Here is an 18,730-nt window from a genome sequence, read left to right on the forward strand (position 1 = left end):
ATGTCTTAATCTCTTTGAATTCACCGCCGGTCTGAGCTTTTTTTATGAGTTTCTTAGGAAACACTGATAGAATAAGGAATGTAATAAATTTGTAACGCTCTTGTCACAGCAAATTTTTCAGGGAAAGGAATTTTCAAGCAATGATTAAATTATTTGTAAGCGACTTAGATGGCACTCTTTTACACGAAGAAAAATACGTAGAACAGCATAATGCAGACGCACTTAGTGAACTTCAGCGCCAAGGAGTAGAGGTTTGTCTTGCGTCTGGACGAATGGATACGGAAATTTTAAAGATTTCTACTGATATTAATAATACATTTCATCGCATTAGCCAAAACGGAGGATTTGTGTGGACCAAAGAAAATCAAGAACTTCATGGAAAAGTGTTTGAAGATGATTTAGCAGTTCAACTTTATAAAAAAACGATAGATCCTAACCGTATTACGCTTGTCTGTTCAAACGACACGAATTACGTAGAGCAGCGAAATGAAATTATTGAAGCGATTGAAACTCACATGTTTTTCCCTATCGAAGAACAAATGGAAATGACGGATTCATTTGGTCACGCTCTTTCTCCATCTAAAATCACGGTTCTTGGAGATCATGATGAAATGGTAGCTCTGCAAAAAGAAGTGAACGAAGAGTTTGGTGATTATATTGATACATATATTTCTGCCAAGCAGTGTTTGGATATTATGCCTAAACATATCAGCAAAGGAAATGCCATTGAAATTTTATTAAATCATCTTCAGCTAAAACCAGAGGAAATTGCATGTGTGGGGGATTCATTTAATGATATTCCTATGTTTCAATTAACGCCGAACAGTTTCGCTATGGCTACAGCTCCTGAAGCTGTGCAGCGCCACGCCTCTGCTGTTGTGTCATCTGTTAGTGAAGCAGCGGGTATTGTTTTAGAAAAAAATAAGCAAACCATCTAAAAAAAGCGGTCAACGTTTAAATTGACCGCTTTTATCTATTTAATAAGAAAACGGTAGTTATTTTTTCCGTAAAGAACGAAAAAATTCACCTAAGCTTTTTTGCTTTCCATCTGCATGCTCTCCGTGATTAACCAAGCTGCTGATTCTTTCTCGTCGAACAACAACCATAATAAGAGTGGCAAAAAAGATAATGGAAACGGCAATGACAACCAGTGCAAGAACGGATGCTACAATAGCTTCAGAAGTCGTTAGTGACGATAGCATCTGCCTCGTACACCTCCATTTCGTTTGTGGCGAAAAGGAGCCTAGCAATTAGAAATGCAAATAATCTTTTTTCTCAGCTTGATGCATATTATTATACACCATTTTCATTTTAGAAGCTGTAGCTTTTAAAGACGTAGACGAATCCACATCTTCGGCTAACATAATGTTTACTAAGTCAACCACAGAACGAGACAACAACTCTACATTATTTTGCAACTCTAATTCGTCATAAGTCGTACGGTCTCGAAGACGAAGTCGAATAATTTCATTTGCTAGCTCCCTAACACGCACTAATTGTTGATGTTCTCCCATAGTATCTCCGCCGCAAGAAACTTATAATCAGCCCTTTTATTGGCTTTTATAAGAGCTAGAAATCCCTGCAGCTTACCCCTCCTTATAAAGATGCCTAGCACACCTTTATGTAAATCACACTTTCACCTTGTTTACATGTATATTCGCTATAGCTGGTTCTTTTTCCTTTTGAAATTAGGAGTCATCGTCAACGACCTTCTTCGTTTATCGTTCAGATTTCAAATTTTTAAGGATGTGATATACGAAAATTAAAACGCCAATAGCCGTAAGTGTTGCGCCTGCTGCCACTACGGGTGTAAAAGCTTGGTTTTCTAGTACGATCATGAAAAATAAACCAATCATCATGACCGGTAATCCTATATTATGCAACCATACGTGCAGTTTGGCTAATTTACTTTCGCTAAACGCAGGAAACAAATAATAAATAAGTCCCGCTAACGTAAGCGACGTCCATCCTAATAAATTGATGTGCACGTGAACAGGGGTCAAAGCGTAGCTGTGAACAATTGACATATAATACCCCAATATGATGCCAAGTCCAAAATAAACGGCTGATATTTTAATTAATTTAATTCCCATCATTTTCTCCCCCTTATATCCCCCTCCGACTTCTGTACTACTTTACGCAGGAAACGTCATTTTAGAAGCGGAAGTTAGCCAAAGGACACGAAATACGGAGTATGATATCTAAAAAGTGGATTCTTTACCGCAAACACAAAAAACAGCTGAGCAAAAGTACTCAGCTGTCTATTTTAAGCAATATAATGCAGCACAAAATTCAAGAAAAACAACAGCGCGCTTACATACATAAACATCGATACTTCACGCATTTTACCAAGGAATAATTTAAGCAGTGGATACGCAATGAAACCAAATGCAATTCCATCAGCAATGCTGTACGTAAGAGGAATAAGCGCAATAATTAAAAATGCAGGGAAACCTTCTGTTAAGTCCTGTAAATTGATGTTTTTGATATTTTGAATCATCAATGCTCCAATAACAATAAGAATAGGTGCAATAGCACTATCTGGAACCAGCTTGATAAATGGAATAAACAGAAGTGAACTTAAAAATAAAACTCCTGTAATCAGCGATGTTAAACCCGTTCGCCCTCCAGCTGCAATACCAGATGCTCCTTCTACAGAAGACACCGTTGGACTTGTTCCAAACACGCCGCTTAGCAAAGCTGAGGCGGCTGTTGCTTGAAAGGCCCGCGGAAATTTGCTATCTTGATTCATCATACCTAGCTGACCATGCAGCAAACCGATATTTTCAAAAATCAATACCATTGTTAATGAAAAGACAGCTGCCCAAAACGCAACGTCTCCAATAGCTCCAAAAGACAATGTGCCAAAGCTGCTAAAGAAGTCGTTCACGCTCCCAGCGGACTGTCCTTTTTCTGCACCGCTTCTTACACCAAGTAAGAAGGCAAGGACTGATCCAGCAATCATGCTTAACAAAAAGTTACCTTTCACATTTCGGATAAACAGTACGATTGTGATAATTAACGTCAACAGCGTACTGATCACAAACGGATCTGACAAGTCTCCAAGTGCTACAAAAGTGTTTTCGCTTGGAACTACAAGCTTCCCTTTTTGCAAACCAATAAATGTTAAAAATAAGCCAACACCGACTGTTATCGCTTCTTTTAGCGAATGCGGAATCGAAGAGACAATTTTGGCAGACAGTCGTGAGAAAGCTAATGCTATAAAAAGAAAGCCGGATATCACTACTGCTAATAACCCTTCTTGCCAAGATAACCCCATTGATTGAACCATCGTATACGTAAACAATGCATTAATCCCCATACCTGGCACCAAAATAAGAGGCGCGTTTGCCCAAAAAGCCATAATAACACAGCCTACAAAAGCCGAAGCTACTGTTGCGAATATTCCTGCTTCAAGCGGAATACCAGCATCAGACAAAATGGTTGAATTAACAGCAATAATATACACGATGGAAAGAAATGAAATGACCCCAGCTAAACTTTCTTTTCCAACAGTTGTTTGGTGGTCGTTTAAACGAAACAACTTTTCAAATAATGCGTTCAATCTAATTTCCTTCTTTTCATCTATCCCTCGCCCACCCAGTGACCAAAAATGCCACCGAAGTTATTATAGCAAAATCAACAATTGTTGCAAGGAAAACTTGTCTCCTTTAGCTTAAGCGTTCATTCCTTATTTAAAACTGTTATCATTTTCTAAACGTAACGTCTTGCATTCATTCTATATATATCTTGGACTGGACATAATAAAAGAGCGCTTTATCAGCGCTCATTGTTTTAATAATAATAAGGATAATATGGTGGGTACGGCGGATAATATGGTGCTGGATAACCGTAATAACCTGGACCTCCTAATGCACTTCCAAGAACTAATCCTCCAAGAAATGGAGCTCCAAATCCCCAACCCCAAGGGCGACCAAAGCCAAAGCCAAAACCAGGACGACCGAAACCAAAACCTGGGCGACCGAAACCGAATCCTGGACGACCAAAGCCTCCGAAACCGAATCCTGGACGACCAAAGCCTCCAAAACCACCGAATGGTCTTCTTATGTCATTAATATCAAATTCTTGCATGATACATGCCTCCTCAAATTATATTTCATTCTCTTTATTACATATGTTATTCACCTACTTCTTGCATAGGCAATCGCCTCTTTTTTTGTGATTTCTTAAAAAATATTCCTTTTCTACCACCTCGTTAGGATTAAACAAGCGTAGAGACATATATTTTTTAAGGCTTTGAAACATACTACATGTAACTTATGTAAAATAAGAGAGATGAAACGAGGAATGGACCTTTACGATTTTCAGCACCTGCTGCAATGAGGAATAAACATAATATGAACGCATAAAAAGAACGCTCAACAAAAATGTTGACCGTTCTTCTTATGAAAATACATAACGATTTTTTATTAATTTATCTGACCCTTTGCTTGACCGTATATGCCCTAAAGCTATATAATCCCCTTTTTATACAATGCGCTTTGAACATAAAATCATAGGAGCGTCTCCCCAAACGCTGCTATGTATGTATATCTGTAATCGCTTACAAACCTTTAATAAAAAACCGATATGATTTTCTATCTATTTACATTAAACAATATTTTAGGCTAAATTTCAACACATTTTTTGTTTTTCTTTATACTCAGCAAAAAAACAGGTGATATAGCACAGTGATTTTCCTTTTTTCCTGTCCCTTTTACTTATAGCCATAATCGTTTATAGTTTATAACGAAAGGAAGTGATGCAATGTCTGATCAACTAGAAGAATACTTAGAACGAGGAATGTACGGAGCAAAGGAAACAAAAAGAGACGAAAGAAGATATTTCTTAACTGCTCTACGTGAGAATATTGAACTTGCGCTAAAAAAAGGGCAAGTCATGAAAAAGGATGCAGCAAAAATAAAGCCTCTTTTAAAAAAAGTGAAAGACGGTCATTTGTTTTTAAATGGCTCCTTGTCTTATTCATACCTCTCCCCCTATATTCAAGCGGCTAACCAACATAAAGTGCCTTTTACTATCGTTCAGAACTTAGAAGCTGATACCGATATTGGTCTGGTTTTAACAGGTTCTGAAGGCAGTTTGGAACGAGATATTTTTTTAGACTAAAAAAAAAGAGCCAGAACGGCTCTTTTTTATTTGGCAAATACATGATGATCAATTGTTTTAATTACAGCACGTGAACGAATCCAGTTATCGGTAGCTGTTTTTGGATTATAAAAGTAAATGGAATCGTCTAAACGATCTTTTCTAGTCAATGCTTGCTCTACTGCTTTTTTCGAATCTTCTGAAGCAGGTTTGTTAATTGATCCGTTTTGGACCGGTGAAAAAGCGTATGCTTTTCCGACAACTTGTTTAATAACTCCTGTTACCGTATCTGGAAACTTCGGAGAATCTACACGGTTTAACACCACTGTTGCTACCCCTACTTTTCCTTCATATGATTCGCCTTTTGCTTCAGCTTCTACTAAGCGAGCTAATAAATCTTTTTCACTTGCTGAAATCGAAACTGCAGGTGTTTCCTGCTCCGGGGGTTTTGCTTCTGGTTTTGCTTCTGGCTTAGCTGGGGCTGCCGTTGAAGGTTCCGTTGTTTCAGCAGCCAGCACTTTTGTCTTACTCGGAATCGCTAATGTTTCACCAATATAAATCATATCTCCTTGACGATTGTTTAATTTTTTAATATCGTCAATTGTTACACTATATCTTTTACCTAACTTCCAAAGACTATCGCCTTTGACTACTTTATAATTAGTTGCAGCCGTAGCTGTTGCATTAAAACCTATAAATGAAAGAGTAGCTAAACAAGCTACTACCATTGATTTCATATAACTATGTTTCATAGGTAATACCTCCTGAAATTTCGTATGGTATTACTCTATCATAGCAATATAGGGGTTTCACCGAACGATTCAATTACATTTCTTTAAGTTTGATGAACAAAATTACGTTCGGAACACAATTATGACATTGTACCTTGTTTTTTGTCATAATCACGGTAATTTTTCTAAAATACAGGTATATTTTCCCGGTTTATTTCAGTTTAATCAGAAATTTCTTCATTCATTTTTCCCTTATAATTCTTATGATAAACATTTAAATTCATCTACTTTTACACAAAAAAGCTGAATGTTGTAATCAACATTCAGCTCTTTTTAATCTTCGATCTCAATTTCTACAACATCATAGAAATCAATCACTAGCTTAGCACCCGTATCATCCATAAACGTAAAGACGTCTTGATCATCTGATAAATGTATCACGTATCCGGTCAACTGCTGTTCACTGTTGTCGTAAACAGTAGTAATTAGAATTTTTTTATGATCTACATATGCTTCTTCTAATAACGAATGGAGGTCATAGTCCCCGTCATCTTCGGGCCGGTTCGTTAACAGCATCCCATAAGTCGTCATTCCATTTTTATCTTTCCATATATGATCTGCAAAATAAAAAGGTGCTGTACTTTTTCGAAACTCATCCATAATATCCCTCCTATAACTAAACACGTTTATTCGCTCTTACCGTACGTTACTAAATAAACGCACAAGCACTTGTAACAGTATATTCTCTACTGTACAGGCTCATACATCCATTATATAAGGCATAATCAAATAATGCCATCATTTCGTTTAGCTCCTAGGAATTTCTAGATACGTATAGGTGAAATCTCCACCGCGTCCAGCTATTCCACGAAAATGTTTGAAATCAGGGCGATTTACTAAAAAAGGGCGAAAAGCAAGAAAGTCTTCTTTTTTAACTTTAATTTCGGTTACTTTTCCTTCACTTAACTCATTCAACATGTTTATTGCTGTTTGTTCATCCATTCAGTTTCACCTCGCTTTTAACTGTTCAGCCAATTTTGCAGAGATGCAAATTGAGCTTCTGCTTCTTTATATCCTTGGTTGTAAAGAGCGTCGAGACGCTCACGATTCTTCTCAATTCGCCCTACTACAAGAGGGGTTTGCGGACGAATCACAAAGATATTCCCCTGTCTTTCCTGTTCTTCAATATATGACAATGTTTCATTATACAATTTATAGCGGTTCTCAAGCGCACGAGTCAGCCCATCATAATGACGATATTTGCGCTTCAATAACCAAAGCATATTTGATTTCTTTTTTCGATATCCTTCGTTTCGCGTTAGCACAACAATATTTTTTCTATATCCATCCTGCACTGCTTTTTTGATTGGAATCGGATCACTGATTCCTCCATCTAACAGCTCTTTTCCTTTATATGTAACGACAGGTGCTAAAAATGGAAGGGAACTAGAAGCGCGAACCGCTGTCAAAATGTCCCGGTCATATTCATCAAAATAAACGGGTTCTCCCGTCAAGCAGTCCGTTGCTCCTACTACAAGCTTCTCTGTACGCTCAGCAAATGCCTCAAAGTCAAATGGAAGAAGCTGATTAGGAATTTCATCAAAAACGAAATCCATTCCAAATATCTCTTTTGTTTTAAAATAATTTTTCCACGACAAGTAGCGAGGATCCTCTAAAAAATCTAAATTAGCTTTGCGACTTCTTCCTATTTGTCTAGATAAATAAGAAGTGGCATGACAAGCGCCGGCTGAAACGCCAATTACATACGGAAGGTACAGATTTCTTTCCATAAAGTAATCTAAAACTCCAGTTGTATAAAGGCCTCTCATACCGCCTCCTTCGAGCACGAGTCCAGTATCTTTCAATTTCTACACCTTCTAATTCTTATAATTTATGACAAGATTATACCTCGTTTATTATAACGAAAGATGAACAAAGATGGAACTGTCCTGCTTCTCTCTTTCGTTAAAGCTACCAATTCCTTTTATTTCTCAGCATATTTTACTTATTTTTTCAATTTTATTTTATATTTTCTCAAAAAACCCTTTACTAATTCCCAGTTTTAAGGCAAAATTGTAAAAAAGAAAACGCTAACTAGTTTTACTATTTTTAAAATTAAAATTATTTAAAAAATTTATAATGAACTAATTTAAAACAAAGGAGCGATGAATCATGAAAATAGCAGAGGTAGGAAACTTGATAGAATTTAAAAATGGCTTACAGGGCATTGTCGAAAAAGTAAATGAAAACTCCGTGATTGTAGATTTGACTTACATGACAAACTACCGCGATTTAGACTTAGAGCAGCGAACTGTTGTCAACCACAAAAACTACATCATCATTAATCCAGCTATGTAAAGGAAAAAAGCAGCCGCACAGCAAAAGCGGTTGCTTTTTTATTGATTTTGAAAGAATTGATTCTTTTGTTCTTCTGTAATAATCCCTAGCTTATACATGAGGTAAATATACTGTTGCACCTTAACATCCTTCGAACTTTTTTTCACTGTACTCCCTCTTTTCTAAAATGTTTCTTTATACAATAATATATGGCTGAGATAAAAAAAGTTTCCTTAAAGAAACAAAAACAGGCCCCATTTTTTCTTGAAAGGGGCTTATTTTCGTGTGACAATAAGAACAAGCTACTACTATCTTCTTACCGAAAGGAATTACTAGCATGTTTGATACTGTATTGTTTATCGTTGCTCTTATTGTCATTCTTTTTTTCATCGTGCAGTTCGTTTTTAAACGCAAACAAACTTCAAATAAAAAAACATCCGTTGAACCCATGAATTATGCCGAAGAAGATTCTAACTCCTACACAAGCTGGAGTGAAACTGCTTCTAACCACGATCATGATGGCGATGGAGATAGCGGTGGAGATGGAGATGCGGATGGTGACGGAAAATAGAAAAAAAGCCTCTTCTTATGAAGAGGCTTTTCTTTATTTTGATAATACTCGCTTGCCGTTGGTAAACGAATAATAGCATTCACCTGTATAAATGTCTTGGCTTTCATGTACATGAACCCCACATTTATCTTCAAGAGCAGCTTTCATCATCGATTTGGCTACGTTATAAGCTTTAATTGGACGATACTTTCTCCACTTTCCTACAAGGCAAAATGAACACGACTTTAACGTGTATCCCCCAATCGTTTCAAATAGGCGAAACTCTTGGCGCTTGCCTAATAATAACGATGGGCGGAAAAAGTGAGTAGAACGGATATACAAACTTGCGATATCTTCTTCTACTTGCCCCTTTACTTTACTGTAAAAGAATGGCGAACGAAGATCAGCACCAATTGCTGTAATCGTTAAAAAGTTTTTGCAGCGATATTTTTCTGCACATTTAGCCGCTTTTAAAGGAAATTCGTAGTCCACTTTAATGAATTTCGCTTTTGTTTTTGCTTTTTTCATTGTCGTGCCTAAACAGCAATATACATCATCAACTGCAAAGCATTCTTCGTGCTTATCAAGCTCTGAAAAATCAATTTCAAGCTGACGTAGCTTTGTGTGTTCGATTGGTAGCTTTTTTCGAACAAACACTGTCACATGGTTATATAAGCTGTTGCTTAATAACATTTTTAAAAGTTCTTGACCAACAAGTCCGCTTGCACCTAATACTAATGCTGATCTCTGTGACATTCTTTCACCTTCTCACCTGTTGTTTTTGCAATGGAAAACAGGTTGCATACACAACCTGTTTGTTCGAATTAACGATTATCAATTGTTTCTGGGTATAAATCATGATTCATCAGGCGATAATTAGCCATTTCTTCATACTTCGTACCGGGACGGCCATAGTTTGTATATGGATCAATTGAGATTCCGCCACGTGGTGTGAATTTCCCCCATACTTCAATATATCTTGGATTCATCAGTTTAATTAAGTCATTCATAATAATGTTCATACAGTCTTCATGGAAATCTCCATGGTTACGGAAGCTGAATAAATAAAGCTTTAACGACTTGCTTTCTACCATTTTTTCATCTGGAATGTAACTAATATAAATGGTTGCGAAATCCGGCTGACCTGTTTTTGGACATAAGCTCGTAAATTCCGGACAGTTGAATTTCACAAAATAATCACGATTTGGGTGTTTGTTATCAAATGCTTCTAGAATCTCTGGTGCATATTCAAACAAATAGTTTGTTCCTTGATTTCCAAGGAGTGATACACCTTCTAATTCTTCATCTTTTCGACCGCTCATTTGCATTTCCTCTCTTTCTACGATTGTCATTCTAACAGCGTTTTTTTATTTTGTATATATCTGTTTTTATTTTTCTTTGTAAATTTTTTGCTATGCGCTTACACGCCTCGTTTATTTCCCCAAACAAGGGCGTGAACCTGCGGCAGAACTCTTACATCGTTCATGTTTTTTGCTGCCACTGCCTTATCGATTAACCACTCATACTTTTTAAGCAATTCTTGTGTTAACGACGCATTATCGATTGTCGTTAAGTCCTCGTTTCCTACTTGAACAAAAAATGGAACCTCAGGATAACGTTCATGAACAGACGCTGCATACTCAAAGTCCTCATCATTAAATACAACGACTTTTATGCTTATGTGCGCCAGGCGTTTTTCCTTTATTAATGTCTCTATAATATCGTCTAATACGGGGAAATTTGTTTTCATTAATGAACTTGGAGGCTTAGGAGAAATCGTTAAATCATCGATCTTTAGGAACCAATCCTGATAACGGCTCCCCTGTGTTTCAAGAGCTGCTTTTACCCCTTGACTGTGCAAAAGCTCTACAAGTGAACCAATCGCCTTGATAAGCGCAGGGTTTCCTCCAGAAATGGTGACGTGATCAAAGCACTCTCCTCCAATTTCTTTTAGCTCCGTCCAAATTTGTTCTGCTGTTAGCTGACGAATATCGTTTTTAGCCGATCCATCCCATGTAAAAGCTGAATCACACCAGCTGCAGGAATAATCACAGCCCGCGGTACGAACAAACATCGTCTTACGTCCTACAACCATTCCTTCCCCTTGAATCGTTGGTCCGAATATTTCAAGTACTGGAATTGTATTAGCCACGTTTTTTCACCTTCTTTGGGCGGTAAACTACGTAACTTGTCGGCGTTTCCCGCACGAATACTTGTACGCAAGAAGGCTTATTTGGTAGTGTGTCTAGATATTCTTGAACCAACTCATAAATTTTACGGGCAACAACTTCAGTTGTAGGAAAATCATTTGGATTTTCTTCGTTAAAGATAGAATGATCGTTCAATAATGTATGATCAAATTGACCAGAAACAATTTTTTTCAATAGCGCAAAGTTTACTAAAAAGCCCGCTTCGTCTAATGTATCTCCGGCAACAGTTAGATTTACGAAATACGTATGTCCATGGACTTGACGGCATTTTCCTGCTTCTGTGTGAGGAACAAAATGTGCCGCAGCAAACTGCATATCTTTGTTCAGTTCATATTCATAGTCATGAAATACTTGAGGATACATTTGTTGCAGCATTATTTCTCTCCTCCTTCTTTCGTTTGCATGTATTGATCTAACCCGCGTTTTCGCAATTGACATGCGGGACATTCGCCGCATCCATCAGCAACAATACCGTTGTAGCACGTTAATGTTTTTTCACGCACATATTCAAGCGCTCCTAGCTCATCCGCTAACGCCCACGTTTCTGCTTTATCAATCCACATAAGCGGCGTATGAATCACAAACTCGAAGTCCATTGATAAATTAAGCGTGACGTTTAACGATTTCACAAATACGTCTCGACAGTCTGGATATCCTGAAAAATCAGTTTCACAAACGCCTGTTACGATATGACGGCCTCCGCTGTTTTTAGCCAGTACGGCTGCAAATGATAAAAATAACAGATTGCGGCCGTCAACAAACGTTGTAGGCAACTCTCCTTCTTTTTGCTCGATCTCAATATCATCTCGCGTTAAGGCATTTGGTGCTAATTGATTTAAAAGTGACATATCTAGTACGGTGTGCTTCACACCTAAATCAGCTGCGATAGCCTTTGCTACCTCTATCTCTTGACTATGGCGCTGACCGTATTGAAAAGTAACCGTTTCTACTTCTTTAAAGTTTTTCAAAGCCCAAAATAGACATGTTGTACTATCTTGACCTCCGCTAAATACAACAATAGCTTTTTCATTTTTCATCATTATTGTTCGTCTCCTTTTTGATTGAAATCAAAAGAAGAAGAAACTTTATTGAACCGTTCGTTCCCTTTGTGACTAATTTTATAACACAAAAAAGAGACTGCTCTTTTCCAGCAATCTCCCTAAAAAGCAACTAAGATACACGTCCTCGCCAGCATACACGTCAAAAAGACGCGTTGATAGAAAAGCACGTGAAAGAAGACACGTTAAAACCGTGTCTTTTGTCATCAACGATGATCTTAGTTTTTTATAGAGGGAGTTTTCGAACCTCTCCCGTACGTATCCAAACGTGTACGGCGTTTCTTCTTGAATTGTCATCGTATTATACCACATGCGTATAGATAATGCTATGTTTGTTGACTTCTATCGCCTTTAGCTGCCTTATTTTTCTTTATATAAGAAAGCGCAATAAATAACAACGGAAAACAGACGCTTAATACAAATAAATAAAACGGCCAGTAATATTTTTCAAAATAATTGAAGTACGCTGTGTTAGGAATAATGTAATATGCCACGCCTGTAATAATTAGACCTAAAGGAAAGCTTAAAAAATTGCGCACCCGTAAATTACACAATTGGACGATACTTAACTGAATAGCATAGAACACAATGACAACTTTAAAAAAGATAGATAACATCCAAATAATAGCTACTAATACTTCAACATGCTGAATCGTTGCACCTAACGAAATCATTTTTCCTAATAAATAAACTGGGTAGCTGTGCATCGATGCAATATTCGCGCCAAGAGCTAATATACAAGCCGCAACTGCAATCGTAATCGTCAAGCCCGATGCGACAGTGCCGATAACAAACATTCTTTTTACCTTTTTTCCATCTTTTATATGAGGCGTAATCATCAGAATAAAAACCAATTCCATAAACGGGTTTCCTAAAAAATAAGTGGTCCCTAATACTAAATCACCCATGCTGAATTCAAAAAAAGGATAAAGACGATCAATTTTCATCTGAGGAATATTTAAAACAATTAACAATAAAAAGGGGACCACAATCCAAGGCAAAAAGATTTCCGCGGTTCTTGCTACCACTTCAATACCTAGATACCCTCCGTATATAACAGCTAAAAGAACAAGAGCATGAATCCATGTAGGCAGCGTTTCAGGGACAATTTGAGTCGTCATGAATGTACTGATATCTCGAAGCGAAAACGTAGACTGAATGAACATAAAGAAAATGTAAATAAGAGAAATACACGTTCCTGCATAAGGACCTAGCGCCTTTTTAGCTATTTGAATGAATGTTTGCTGAGGGTAACGCTGAATCAGCCATAAAAGCACCGCAACGATTAAAAGTGCAAAGCCAATAGCAAGCACACCGCAAAACCACGCATTTTGTCTATTTGTCTCTAATAATGTAGCCGGAACTGCCAAGATGGCGCTTCCGATACAAAAAACATAAATGAGAAAAAGAAATTGTTTTGGACTAATAAATTCTTTTATTTGCATCATACACACCTTCTCTCCTACATGCGTGCTCACGTGAATAACAAATGATGAACGGTTCTAGTAAGAGGCTTAACGAGTGCCTCTAAAAAGTACAGAGGCGTAGGAACTTCTTTACGGAGTGTAATCGCTCCCCAAAAGAATAGACCCAAACCTATAAGACAAAGGTAGACGATTATCTCACGATAATACTTTTCCTTTCGGAAGTTGATCATTATTTTTTTAGTCAAATAAGCAAGCAGTACAAGTAAGGCGATAAATCCCTCCATTTTCTTTCTCCTTAATGCTTCATTTGCTTCATATATGAGTTATTTAACGTGCCTAAGCGACGGATTTGAACTTTTGCATCTAAATCGACGGTTAAATCCTCTGCGTAAATTCTGTTCCAGTCTCTTTTCATTTTGTACCATCTCTTTACATCTTGTCTGTAAAACGCTTCGCCAAAACCAAAGATATCGCTTTTATAGGTTTTTTGAGCTTTTTCTACTGCATCATTCATCTTTTCTTTTACGTCGGCTGCTGTTTTTCGTTCGAGCATATTGATTACAGCTGGGTCCTGTAAATTCACTTGACACTCTACATCAGCTACGTTCGCTTCTCCTTTTAAATCAACGTGAATATGAGGTTTATGATTTTTCATAGTAGCTGTCACCTTGACATTCGTTCGAAGCATTTCGACTCCGATGATATCATGCTGTTTTTCTTTTTTTTCGCATGGAATAACAATTAACGTACTTTTTACATGTCCGGTAATATAGTTATATCCTTTACTTTCGTCTTCATTGAACCAGCCGAGAAGCTTATCATTTTGAAAGACACCTAATCCTTTGAAATTGAGCAGGGTGGAAAGATTGGTGCGAGAAATACTAGACATGTCTCCTGCCTTTTTCACGTCGCCTTTCACTAACACTCCTGATAACACCGCCTGCTTTCCTTCACTGGTTAAGTTACTGATCAGTTCATTTAACTTCACTCCTCTAGTAGGTGCCCAAATACGCTGTGACACGTCTAATGAAGCAAACATATGGTTAGCAGGTATTTTTTCGATGGTTGTTAATACATTCAAAACGCTCGATGCTTTCGTGTTTTTAGCCACAACAACAAAATAATCGGTACGCACTTCATGATCCCGAGCAAAGAAATCAAGCACTTCAGCAATACCGTCTTCCGCCATGCTTTCGCTAATAACTAGCATTCGTAAATGAGAAAGATAAATTTTACGCGGAGATTTTGTCGTTATTTTTCTTAATCCTTCCATTACAGACGAAGCCTTAATAGAAAATGTGGTAACAGAAGGCCCGTTTGTAGGCGTTTTCGCCTGAATATCACCCGGATTAATTAGCTGAACTGTCACAATAATGCCATCTTCTACTTTATCAATTCCGACAGCAACCGTAATGGCTAGCTCGTTCAACTCTCGACTGCTCCAGCAGCCGCTTAATAGCACTGAACAGATACATAACATTAGAAATGCTTTCATAGTAAACGGCCACCTTTACACAGTTTAGTTTTTTTGCGTCTTTTGACGTGAAATATTCTTCTCATTAATAAGCTTTGGCCTTGTTTTCATTTTTTTGATCGAACGTCTAATCAGCACATCCTTTTGATCACGCTTCACAAATGGAGCCATAGGTGTCATATAAGGGACTCCAAATGACCTTAAGCTGCATAAATGTAAAATCATTAAAATTAGCCCCAGGATAATACCGAACAGGCCAAAAGTAGCTGCTAAAACCATTAAAACAAAGCGTAGCATCCTTACTGCAATAGCCATATCATACACAGGTGACACAAAGTTACTAATAGCGGTGATGGATACAACGATAACCATTGCAGGTGAAACTAATCCCGCTTGTACGGCGGCTTCTCCTAAAACGAGTGCTCCCACAATCGAAATAGCTGAACCTACTGCTCGAGGCAATCGGACTCCCGCTTCTCGCAAAATTTCAAACGTGATTTCCATAATAAACGCTTCAATAATAGCAGGAAAAGGAACACCTTCCCTTTGAGCTGCAATACTAATTAACAAAGCAAAAGGAAGCATTTCTTGATGAAAAGTAGTTAAAGCAATATAAGCAGAAGGTGTTAAAAGAGCTAAGAAAAATGCCATGTAGCGCATTAAGCGAATCAATGTACTAATATCTGCGCGCTGGTAATAATCTTCGGCTGCTTGAAAAAATTGAATAAATAAGGCAGGAACCATTAATACAAAAGGTGTACCGTCTACTAAAATGGCTATCCGCCCCTCTAAAAGACCTGCTGCCACCGAGTCTGGACGCTCCGTGTTATGCATAGTAGGAAAAGGTGTATAATCTTCATCTTGAATCAACTCTTCGATATATCCGCTCTCCAAAATACCGTCTATATCAATTTTGGAAAGACGCTCCTTTACCTCTTGAATGACCTGTTCATCCGCAATGCCGTCTATATAAACGAGCGCAATATCCGTTTTTGTAAACTCTCCTATTTGCTGAGATTCAATCCAAAGTTTTGGAGATTTTATTCGGCGCCGAATCAATGCGGTATTCGTTCGCAGTGTTTCTGTGAAACTGTCTCGAGGCCCTCTTACAACGGTCTGAGATTGTGGTTCAGAAACAGCCCTGTCTCTCCATCCTCTGGTACTTGCCACAATACACGTTTGATACCCTTCTAAAAACAGTACGGTATCTCCTGATAAAACATGAAGAAGAGCATCATCCAATGTCTTTGCTTCCATGATTTCACCCGCTGCCAAACTATAGCTTTTAATCAATTCGTACATATTAACGATGCCATCATCATGTGTTAAATGTTCATCGTGATAGTGCATAATGGAGTCCAGCGCATAGTGTTCAACTTCGTCTTTATTTACTAATCCGTCGATGTAAGCAACACCTAAAGTAAATTTTTCTTCAATCGAAATTCGAAACTCTCGCACAACTAAATCCGTGCTCTGTCCCAATGCTTTTTTCATGCGGGATAAATTATCTCCCACCCTCTCAGATAATTTCTGCTCTTCCTGTGTAGAAGAAGCACTAGTGTCCTTAGAGTCCTTCGATTCATCAGCTTTTTCTTTCCGCTGTTTGGATTTATTCGTTAACTCAGATAGTTTTTTTATACGCATTGTTCATCCTCCACTACATTGAACGAAAAGAAACGGAATTTCTTCTTTTTAGTCTCTATAGTTTTTGTATGAAAAGGAAATTTATACTTGAAGCCATTTTAATAATCTTTATTTTTGACATCATTTGTGCATTTCTATAGGATAGTAATGGATAATTCTTTGTTATTATGAAGAATGTTTATGCGGAACATTGAAAGGAGTCTATACATGGCACAATCACTTAAAGGCAAAGTAGCTCTTATTACAGGAGCAGGAAAAGGCATCGGTCGTTCAACTGCGATTGAATTAGCAAAGGAAGGCGTAAATATCGGTTTAATTGCTCGTACAGAGGCAGATTTAAAGGCTGTTGCTTCTGAACTAGAAGCATTTGATGTACAAATTGCTTATGCAACAGCAGATGTTTCTTCTATGGAAGAAGTAAATGCAGCAGTTGAGCATCTACATACAAAATTAGGGGCAACAGATATCTTAATCAACAACGCAGGAATCGGTAAATTCGGAAGCTTTTTAGAGCTAGACCCAGCTGAGTGGAAACAAATCATTGATGTGAATTTAATGGGGGTTTACTACGTAACGCGCGCCGTTCTACCTCAATTAATCGAAAAAAATGGTGGAGACATTATCAATATTTCATCCACTGCTGGTCAAAAAGGCGCTCCCGTTACAAGTGCTTACAGCGCTTCAAAATTTGGCGTGCTCGGCTTAACTGAATCTCTAGCGTTAGAAGTACGCAAACACAATATTCGTGTAACAGCTCTAACACCAAGTACAGTAGCAACGGAATTAGCGTATAAAGAAAACTTAACGGATGGCAATCCTGATAAAGTGATGCAGCCTGAAGACCTAGCAGAAATTATGGTCGCACAATTAAAATTGCATCCTCGTATTTTTATCAAATCTGCGGGCATGTGGTCCACAAATCCATAAACAAACATAGAAAAAGGAGAGCTTCAGCTCTCCTTTTTTGTGTCTTCCTTTATATGGTGGTTACCTTATTTACGTTTAGGCGTGATTTCTTCTGATAGTTCTTCAAAAGATTTCACTTTTCCATGCGATGGGTTTTGTGATTGTTTTCGCACATTCCACTGACGCTCTTTTTGACTTTTAGACTGAGTCATTTTGCTTCATCCCCTTTTTATATGCTTACATGTAGTAGGATAAAACAAGCTGCTCTTTTCCATTCATCAAAACTGCTTCCAATTTCTTTACTGCTTAGCTAAATGTATTTTAAACCACTTATCAATTTCCGCGTTATATTGATCATAATAAGCAGTTAGCGGATGGTCTCCGTTTTTGTACAGTACATATTTGTATTCTTTTCCCTGCTCATCTAATTGTTTCACAAGCTTTTCAGCCTGCGTGTGGTGAACTTTACGATCATGATCACCCTGTAAAATCAAAAGAGGTGAATTTACTTTATCACTCCAATAGACAACAGAACGACTTTTATACCTCTCCGGATACTGCGCCGGATCTCCTACAATCGTCCGCAGCACTTGTTTCATTTCAGGCCCTCTTTGATCATAGAATTGAAACATGTCTGTAATACCTGATTGTACGACAACTGCATCAAATTTAACGCCGTTTTTCATCGTTAAATACGTCATCATGCCGCCGCGTGAATATCCTAGCGCTACCTTTTGCTGGTGATTTACATAAGGAAGCTGTTCTCCCCACTTAATAAGATTTAACACGTCGTCAATATCTTTACCGCCGTACGTCTCTGTACCTTCACTTCCGCCATTTCCCCTGTATTGAGTCGCAACCACGACGTAGCCTTTACTTGCCCAATATGATAAGTACTGCAGTGTTTTTGCGCGAATCATGCCATGTTCGCGATTTCCTCCGCGATTATATACTAAAAGCGGATAATGTTTGTCTGCAATGTCTTTAGGCTGTACTAAAAACCCTTTTATCTTTAAATTATCACTAGGATACGTAATGCTATATACATCTACTTTATTTGAATAAGGCGATAATAAATTCAATTTTTCTTTATTTACATCATCACTTTCAGCTCGGTTGAAAACCGCTGTCACACCGAGCACAGCTACAGTGATTAATGCAATGATGCCCCATTTTTTCAACAGAAACCCTCTCCTCAATAAATATCTTTTCTCTTTTATAATGAGTGTTTTCATTTGGCTTTACCCTTCTTAAATGTTTGCTAAAAAGGGCATTCATCCCATCGCC

At 37.8% G+C, this 18,730-nt stretch carries 25 protein-coding genes and 1 riboswitch; of the genes, 5 read left to right on the forward strand and 20 right to left on the reverse strand.

Going from position 1 to position 18,730, the window contains the following annotated elements:
• Positions 1-140 precede the first annotated feature (140 nt).
• On the forward strand, positions 141-938 hold the full coding sequence (locus AC0KUU_RS13835) for an HAD family hydrolase (protein WP_322551874.1): 798 nt from the start codon (positions 141-143) through the stop codon (positions 936-938).
• 57 nt (positions 939-995) lie between these two features.
• Here the strand turns inward: AC0KUU_RS13835 and AC0KUU_RS13840 are convergent, their stop codons facing one another.
• The 5 genes from AC0KUU_RS13840 to AC0KUU_RS13860 all read right to left on the reverse strand — a co-directional run bounded on the left by AC0KUU_RS13840 (position 996) and on the right by AC0KUU_RS13860 (position 4,092).
• Positions 996-1,202 carry a hypothetical protein gene (locus AC0KUU_RS13840; RefSeq protein WP_013055999.1) on the reverse strand — a complete coding sequence of 69 codons (207 nt, stop codon included), beginning with the start codon at positions 1,200-1,202 and terminating at the stop codon, positions 996-998.
• A gap of 48 nt (positions 1,203-1,250) precedes the next feature.
• Positions 1,251-1,514 (reverse strand): hypothetical protein, encoded by a 264-nt coding sequence (locus tag AC0KUU_RS13845; RefSeq protein WP_322551873.1) that lies wholly within the window; start codon positions 1,512-1,514, stop codon positions 1,251-1,253.
• Positions 1,515-1,718: 204 nt separating this feature from the next.
• The gene (locus AC0KUU_RS13850; protein ID WP_043979607.1) at positions 1,719-2,093 is read right to left on the reverse strand and encodes a cbb3-type cytochrome c oxidase subunit I; all 375 of its coding nucleotides are present in this window, start codon (positions 2,091-2,093) and stop codon (positions 1,719-1,721) included.
• Between the two features lie 173 nt (positions 2,094-2,266).
• Entirely contained in the window at positions 2,267-3,565 is a 1,299-nt protein-coding gene (locus tag AC0KUU_RS13855; RefSeq protein ID WP_013055996.1) for an NCS2 family permease, read from the reverse strand.
• A gap of 230 nt (positions 3,566-3,795) precedes the next feature.
• Entirely contained in the window at positions 3,796-4,092 is a 297-nt protein-coding gene (locus tag AC0KUU_RS13860) for a hypothetical protein (protein WP_043979610.1), read from the reverse strand.
• Between the two features lie 675 nt (positions 4,093-4,767).
• Between AC0KUU_RS13860 and AC0KUU_RS13865 the strand changes: the two genes are divergently transcribed.
• Positions 4,768-5,127: a YueI family protein gene (locus AC0KUU_RS13865; RefSeq protein WP_013082250.1), complete on the forward strand. Its 360-nt coding sequence runs from the start codon at positions 4,768-4,770 to the stop codon at positions 5,125-5,127.
• A gap of 26 nt (positions 5,128-5,153) precedes the next feature.
• Here the strand turns inward: AC0KUU_RS13865 and AC0KUU_RS13870 are convergent, their stop codons facing one another.
• The 4 genes from AC0KUU_RS13870 to AC0KUU_RS13885 form a co-directional block, all read right to left on the reverse strand.
• Positions 5,154-5,858 carry a cell wall hydrolase gene (locus AC0KUU_RS13870; RefSeq protein ID WP_322551872.1) on the reverse strand — a complete coding sequence of 235 codons (705 nt, stop codon included), beginning with the start codon at positions 5,856-5,858 and terminating at the stop codon, positions 5,154-5,156.
• Positions 5,859-6,170: 312 nt separating this feature from the next.
• Positions 6,171-6,497, reverse strand: coding sequence for a hypothetical protein (locus tag AC0KUU_RS13875; RefSeq protein WP_013082248.1), 327 nt, complete (start codon positions 6,495-6,497; stop codon positions 6,171-6,173).
• Positions 6,498-6,644: 147 nt separating this feature from the next.
• Entirely contained in the window at positions 6,645-6,839 is a 195-nt protein-coding gene (locus AC0KUU_RS13880) for a hypothetical protein (protein ID WP_013055990.1), read from the reverse strand.
• Positions 6,840-6,856: 17 nt separating this feature from the next.
• The gene (locus AC0KUU_RS13885) at positions 6,857-7,702 is read right to left on the reverse strand and encodes a patatin-like phospholipase family protein (protein WP_097824012.1); all 846 of its coding nucleotides are present in this window, start codon (positions 7,700-7,702) and stop codon (positions 6,857-6,859) included.
• A gap of 307 nt (positions 7,703-8,009) precedes the next feature.
• On the opposite strand from AC0KUU_RS13885, the gene AC0KUU_RS13890 reads away from it, so the two are divergent.
• Together AC0KUU_RS13890 and AC0KUU_RS13895 are read left to right on the forward strand one after the other, a co-directional pair.
• The gene (locus tag AC0KUU_RS13890) at positions 8,010-8,195 is read left to right on the forward strand and encodes a YkvS family protein (protein ID WP_013082245.1); all 186 of its coding nucleotides are present in this window, start codon (positions 8,010-8,012) and stop codon (positions 8,193-8,195) included.
• Positions 8,196-8,511: 316 nt separating this feature from the next.
• Positions 8,512-8,745 (forward strand): hypothetical protein, encoded by a 234-nt coding sequence (locus tag AC0KUU_RS13895; RefSeq protein WP_162213846.1) that lies wholly within the window; start codon positions 8,512-8,514, stop codon positions 8,743-8,745.
• Positions 8,746-8,778: 33 nt separating this feature from the next.
• On the opposite strand, the gene AC0KUU_RS13900 is transcribed toward AC0KUU_RS13895, so the two are convergent.
• From AC0KUU_RS13900 to AC0KUU_RS13940, 9 genes are all read right to left on the reverse strand, one after another.
• Positions 8,779-9,480, reverse strand: coding sequence for an NAD(P)H-binding protein (locus AC0KUU_RS13900; RefSeq protein ID WP_322551871.1), 702 nt, complete (start codon positions 9,478-9,480; stop codon positions 8,779-8,781).
• 68 nt (positions 9,481-9,548) lie between these two features.
• Entirely contained in the window at positions 9,549-10,046 is a 498-nt protein-coding gene (queF, locus tag AC0KUU_RS13905; protein WP_013082243.1) for a preQ(1) synthase, read from the reverse strand.
• A gap of 98 nt (positions 10,047-10,144) precedes the next feature.
• The gene (gene queE, locus AC0KUU_RS13910) at positions 10,145-10,876 is read right to left on the reverse strand and encodes a 7-carboxy-7-deazaguanine synthase QueE (RefSeq protein WP_080781617.1); all 732 of its coding nucleotides are present in this window, start codon (positions 10,874-10,876) and stop codon (positions 10,145-10,147) included.
• The gene (gene queD / locus AC0KUU_RS13915; RefSeq protein WP_013055983.1) at positions 10,869-11,309 is read right to left on the reverse strand and encodes a 6-carboxytetrahydropterin synthase QueD; all 441 of its coding nucleotides are present in this window, start codon (positions 11,307-11,309) and stop codon (positions 10,869-10,871) included. Before queD ends, queE begins: the two co-directional genes overlap by 8 nt.
• The gene (gene queC, locus AC0KUU_RS13920) at positions 11,309-11,974 is read right to left on the reverse strand and encodes a 7-cyano-7-deazaguanine synthase QueC (RefSeq protein WP_043979622.1); all 666 of its coding nucleotides are present in this window, start codon (positions 11,972-11,974) and stop codon (positions 11,309-11,311) included. The genes queD and queC overlap by 1 nt, the downstream gene beginning before the upstream one ends.
• Positions 11,975-12,204: 230 nt before the next feature.
• Positions 12,205-12,248: riboswitch (PreQ1 riboswitch) on the reverse strand.
• A gap of 70 nt (positions 12,249-12,318) precedes the next feature.
• Positions 12,319-13,440 carry a GerAB/ArcD/ProY family transporter gene (locus AC0KUU_RS13925; protein ID WP_116515445.1) on the reverse strand — a complete coding sequence of 374 codons (1,122 nt, stop codon included), beginning with the start codon at positions 13,438-13,440 and terminating at the stop codon, positions 12,319-12,321.
• A 26-nt stretch (positions 13,441-13,466) separates the two neighbouring features.
• Complete coding sequence (locus AC0KUU_RS13930) at positions 13,467-13,703, reverse strand: hypothetical protein (RefSeq protein ID WP_043979628.1); 237 nt, start codon at positions 13,701-13,703, stop codon at positions 13,467-13,469.
• Positions 13,704-13,714: 11 nt separating this feature from the next.
• A complete protein-coding gene (locus tag AC0KUU_RS13935; protein ID WP_043979630.1) occupies positions 13,715-14,914 on the reverse strand; it encodes a Ger(x)C family spore germination protein in 1,200 nt (399 codons plus the stop codon).
• 24 nt (positions 14,915-14,938) lie between these two features.
• The gene (locus AC0KUU_RS13940) at positions 14,939-16,537 is read right to left on the reverse strand and encodes a spore germination protein (protein ID WP_043979632.1); all 1,599 of its coding nucleotides are present in this window, start codon (positions 16,535-16,537) and stop codon (positions 14,939-14,941) included.
• A 207-nt stretch (positions 16,538-16,744) separates the two neighbouring features.
• Here AC0KUU_RS13940 and AC0KUU_RS13945 point away from each other — a divergent pair, with 207 nt between their 5' ends.
• Positions 16,745-17,464: a 3-ketoacyl-ACP reductase gene (locus AC0KUU_RS13945; RefSeq protein ID WP_216888563.1), complete on the forward strand. Its 720-nt coding sequence runs from the start codon at positions 16,745-16,747 to the stop codon at positions 17,462-17,464.
• Positions 17,465-17,529: 65 nt separating this feature from the next.
• On the opposite strand, the gene AC0KUU_RS13950 is transcribed toward AC0KUU_RS13945, so the two are convergent.
• Together AC0KUU_RS13950 and AC0KUU_RS13955 are read right to left on the reverse strand one after the other, a co-directional pair.
• Positions 17,530-17,655, reverse strand: coding sequence for a DUF6254 family protein (locus AC0KUU_RS13950; protein WP_013082238.1), 126 nt, complete (start codon positions 17,653-17,655; stop codon positions 17,530-17,532).
• A gap of 87 nt (positions 17,656-17,742) precedes the next feature.
• Positions 17,743-18,624, reverse strand: a complete 882-nt coding sequence (locus AC0KUU_RS13955) for an alpha/beta hydrolase family protein (RefSeq protein ID WP_014461062.1) — start codon at positions 18,622-18,624, stop codon at positions 17,743-17,745.
• Positions 18,625-18,730: the final 106 nt, after the last annotated feature.

Source organism: Priestia sp. ST2, from assembly GCF_055810735.1.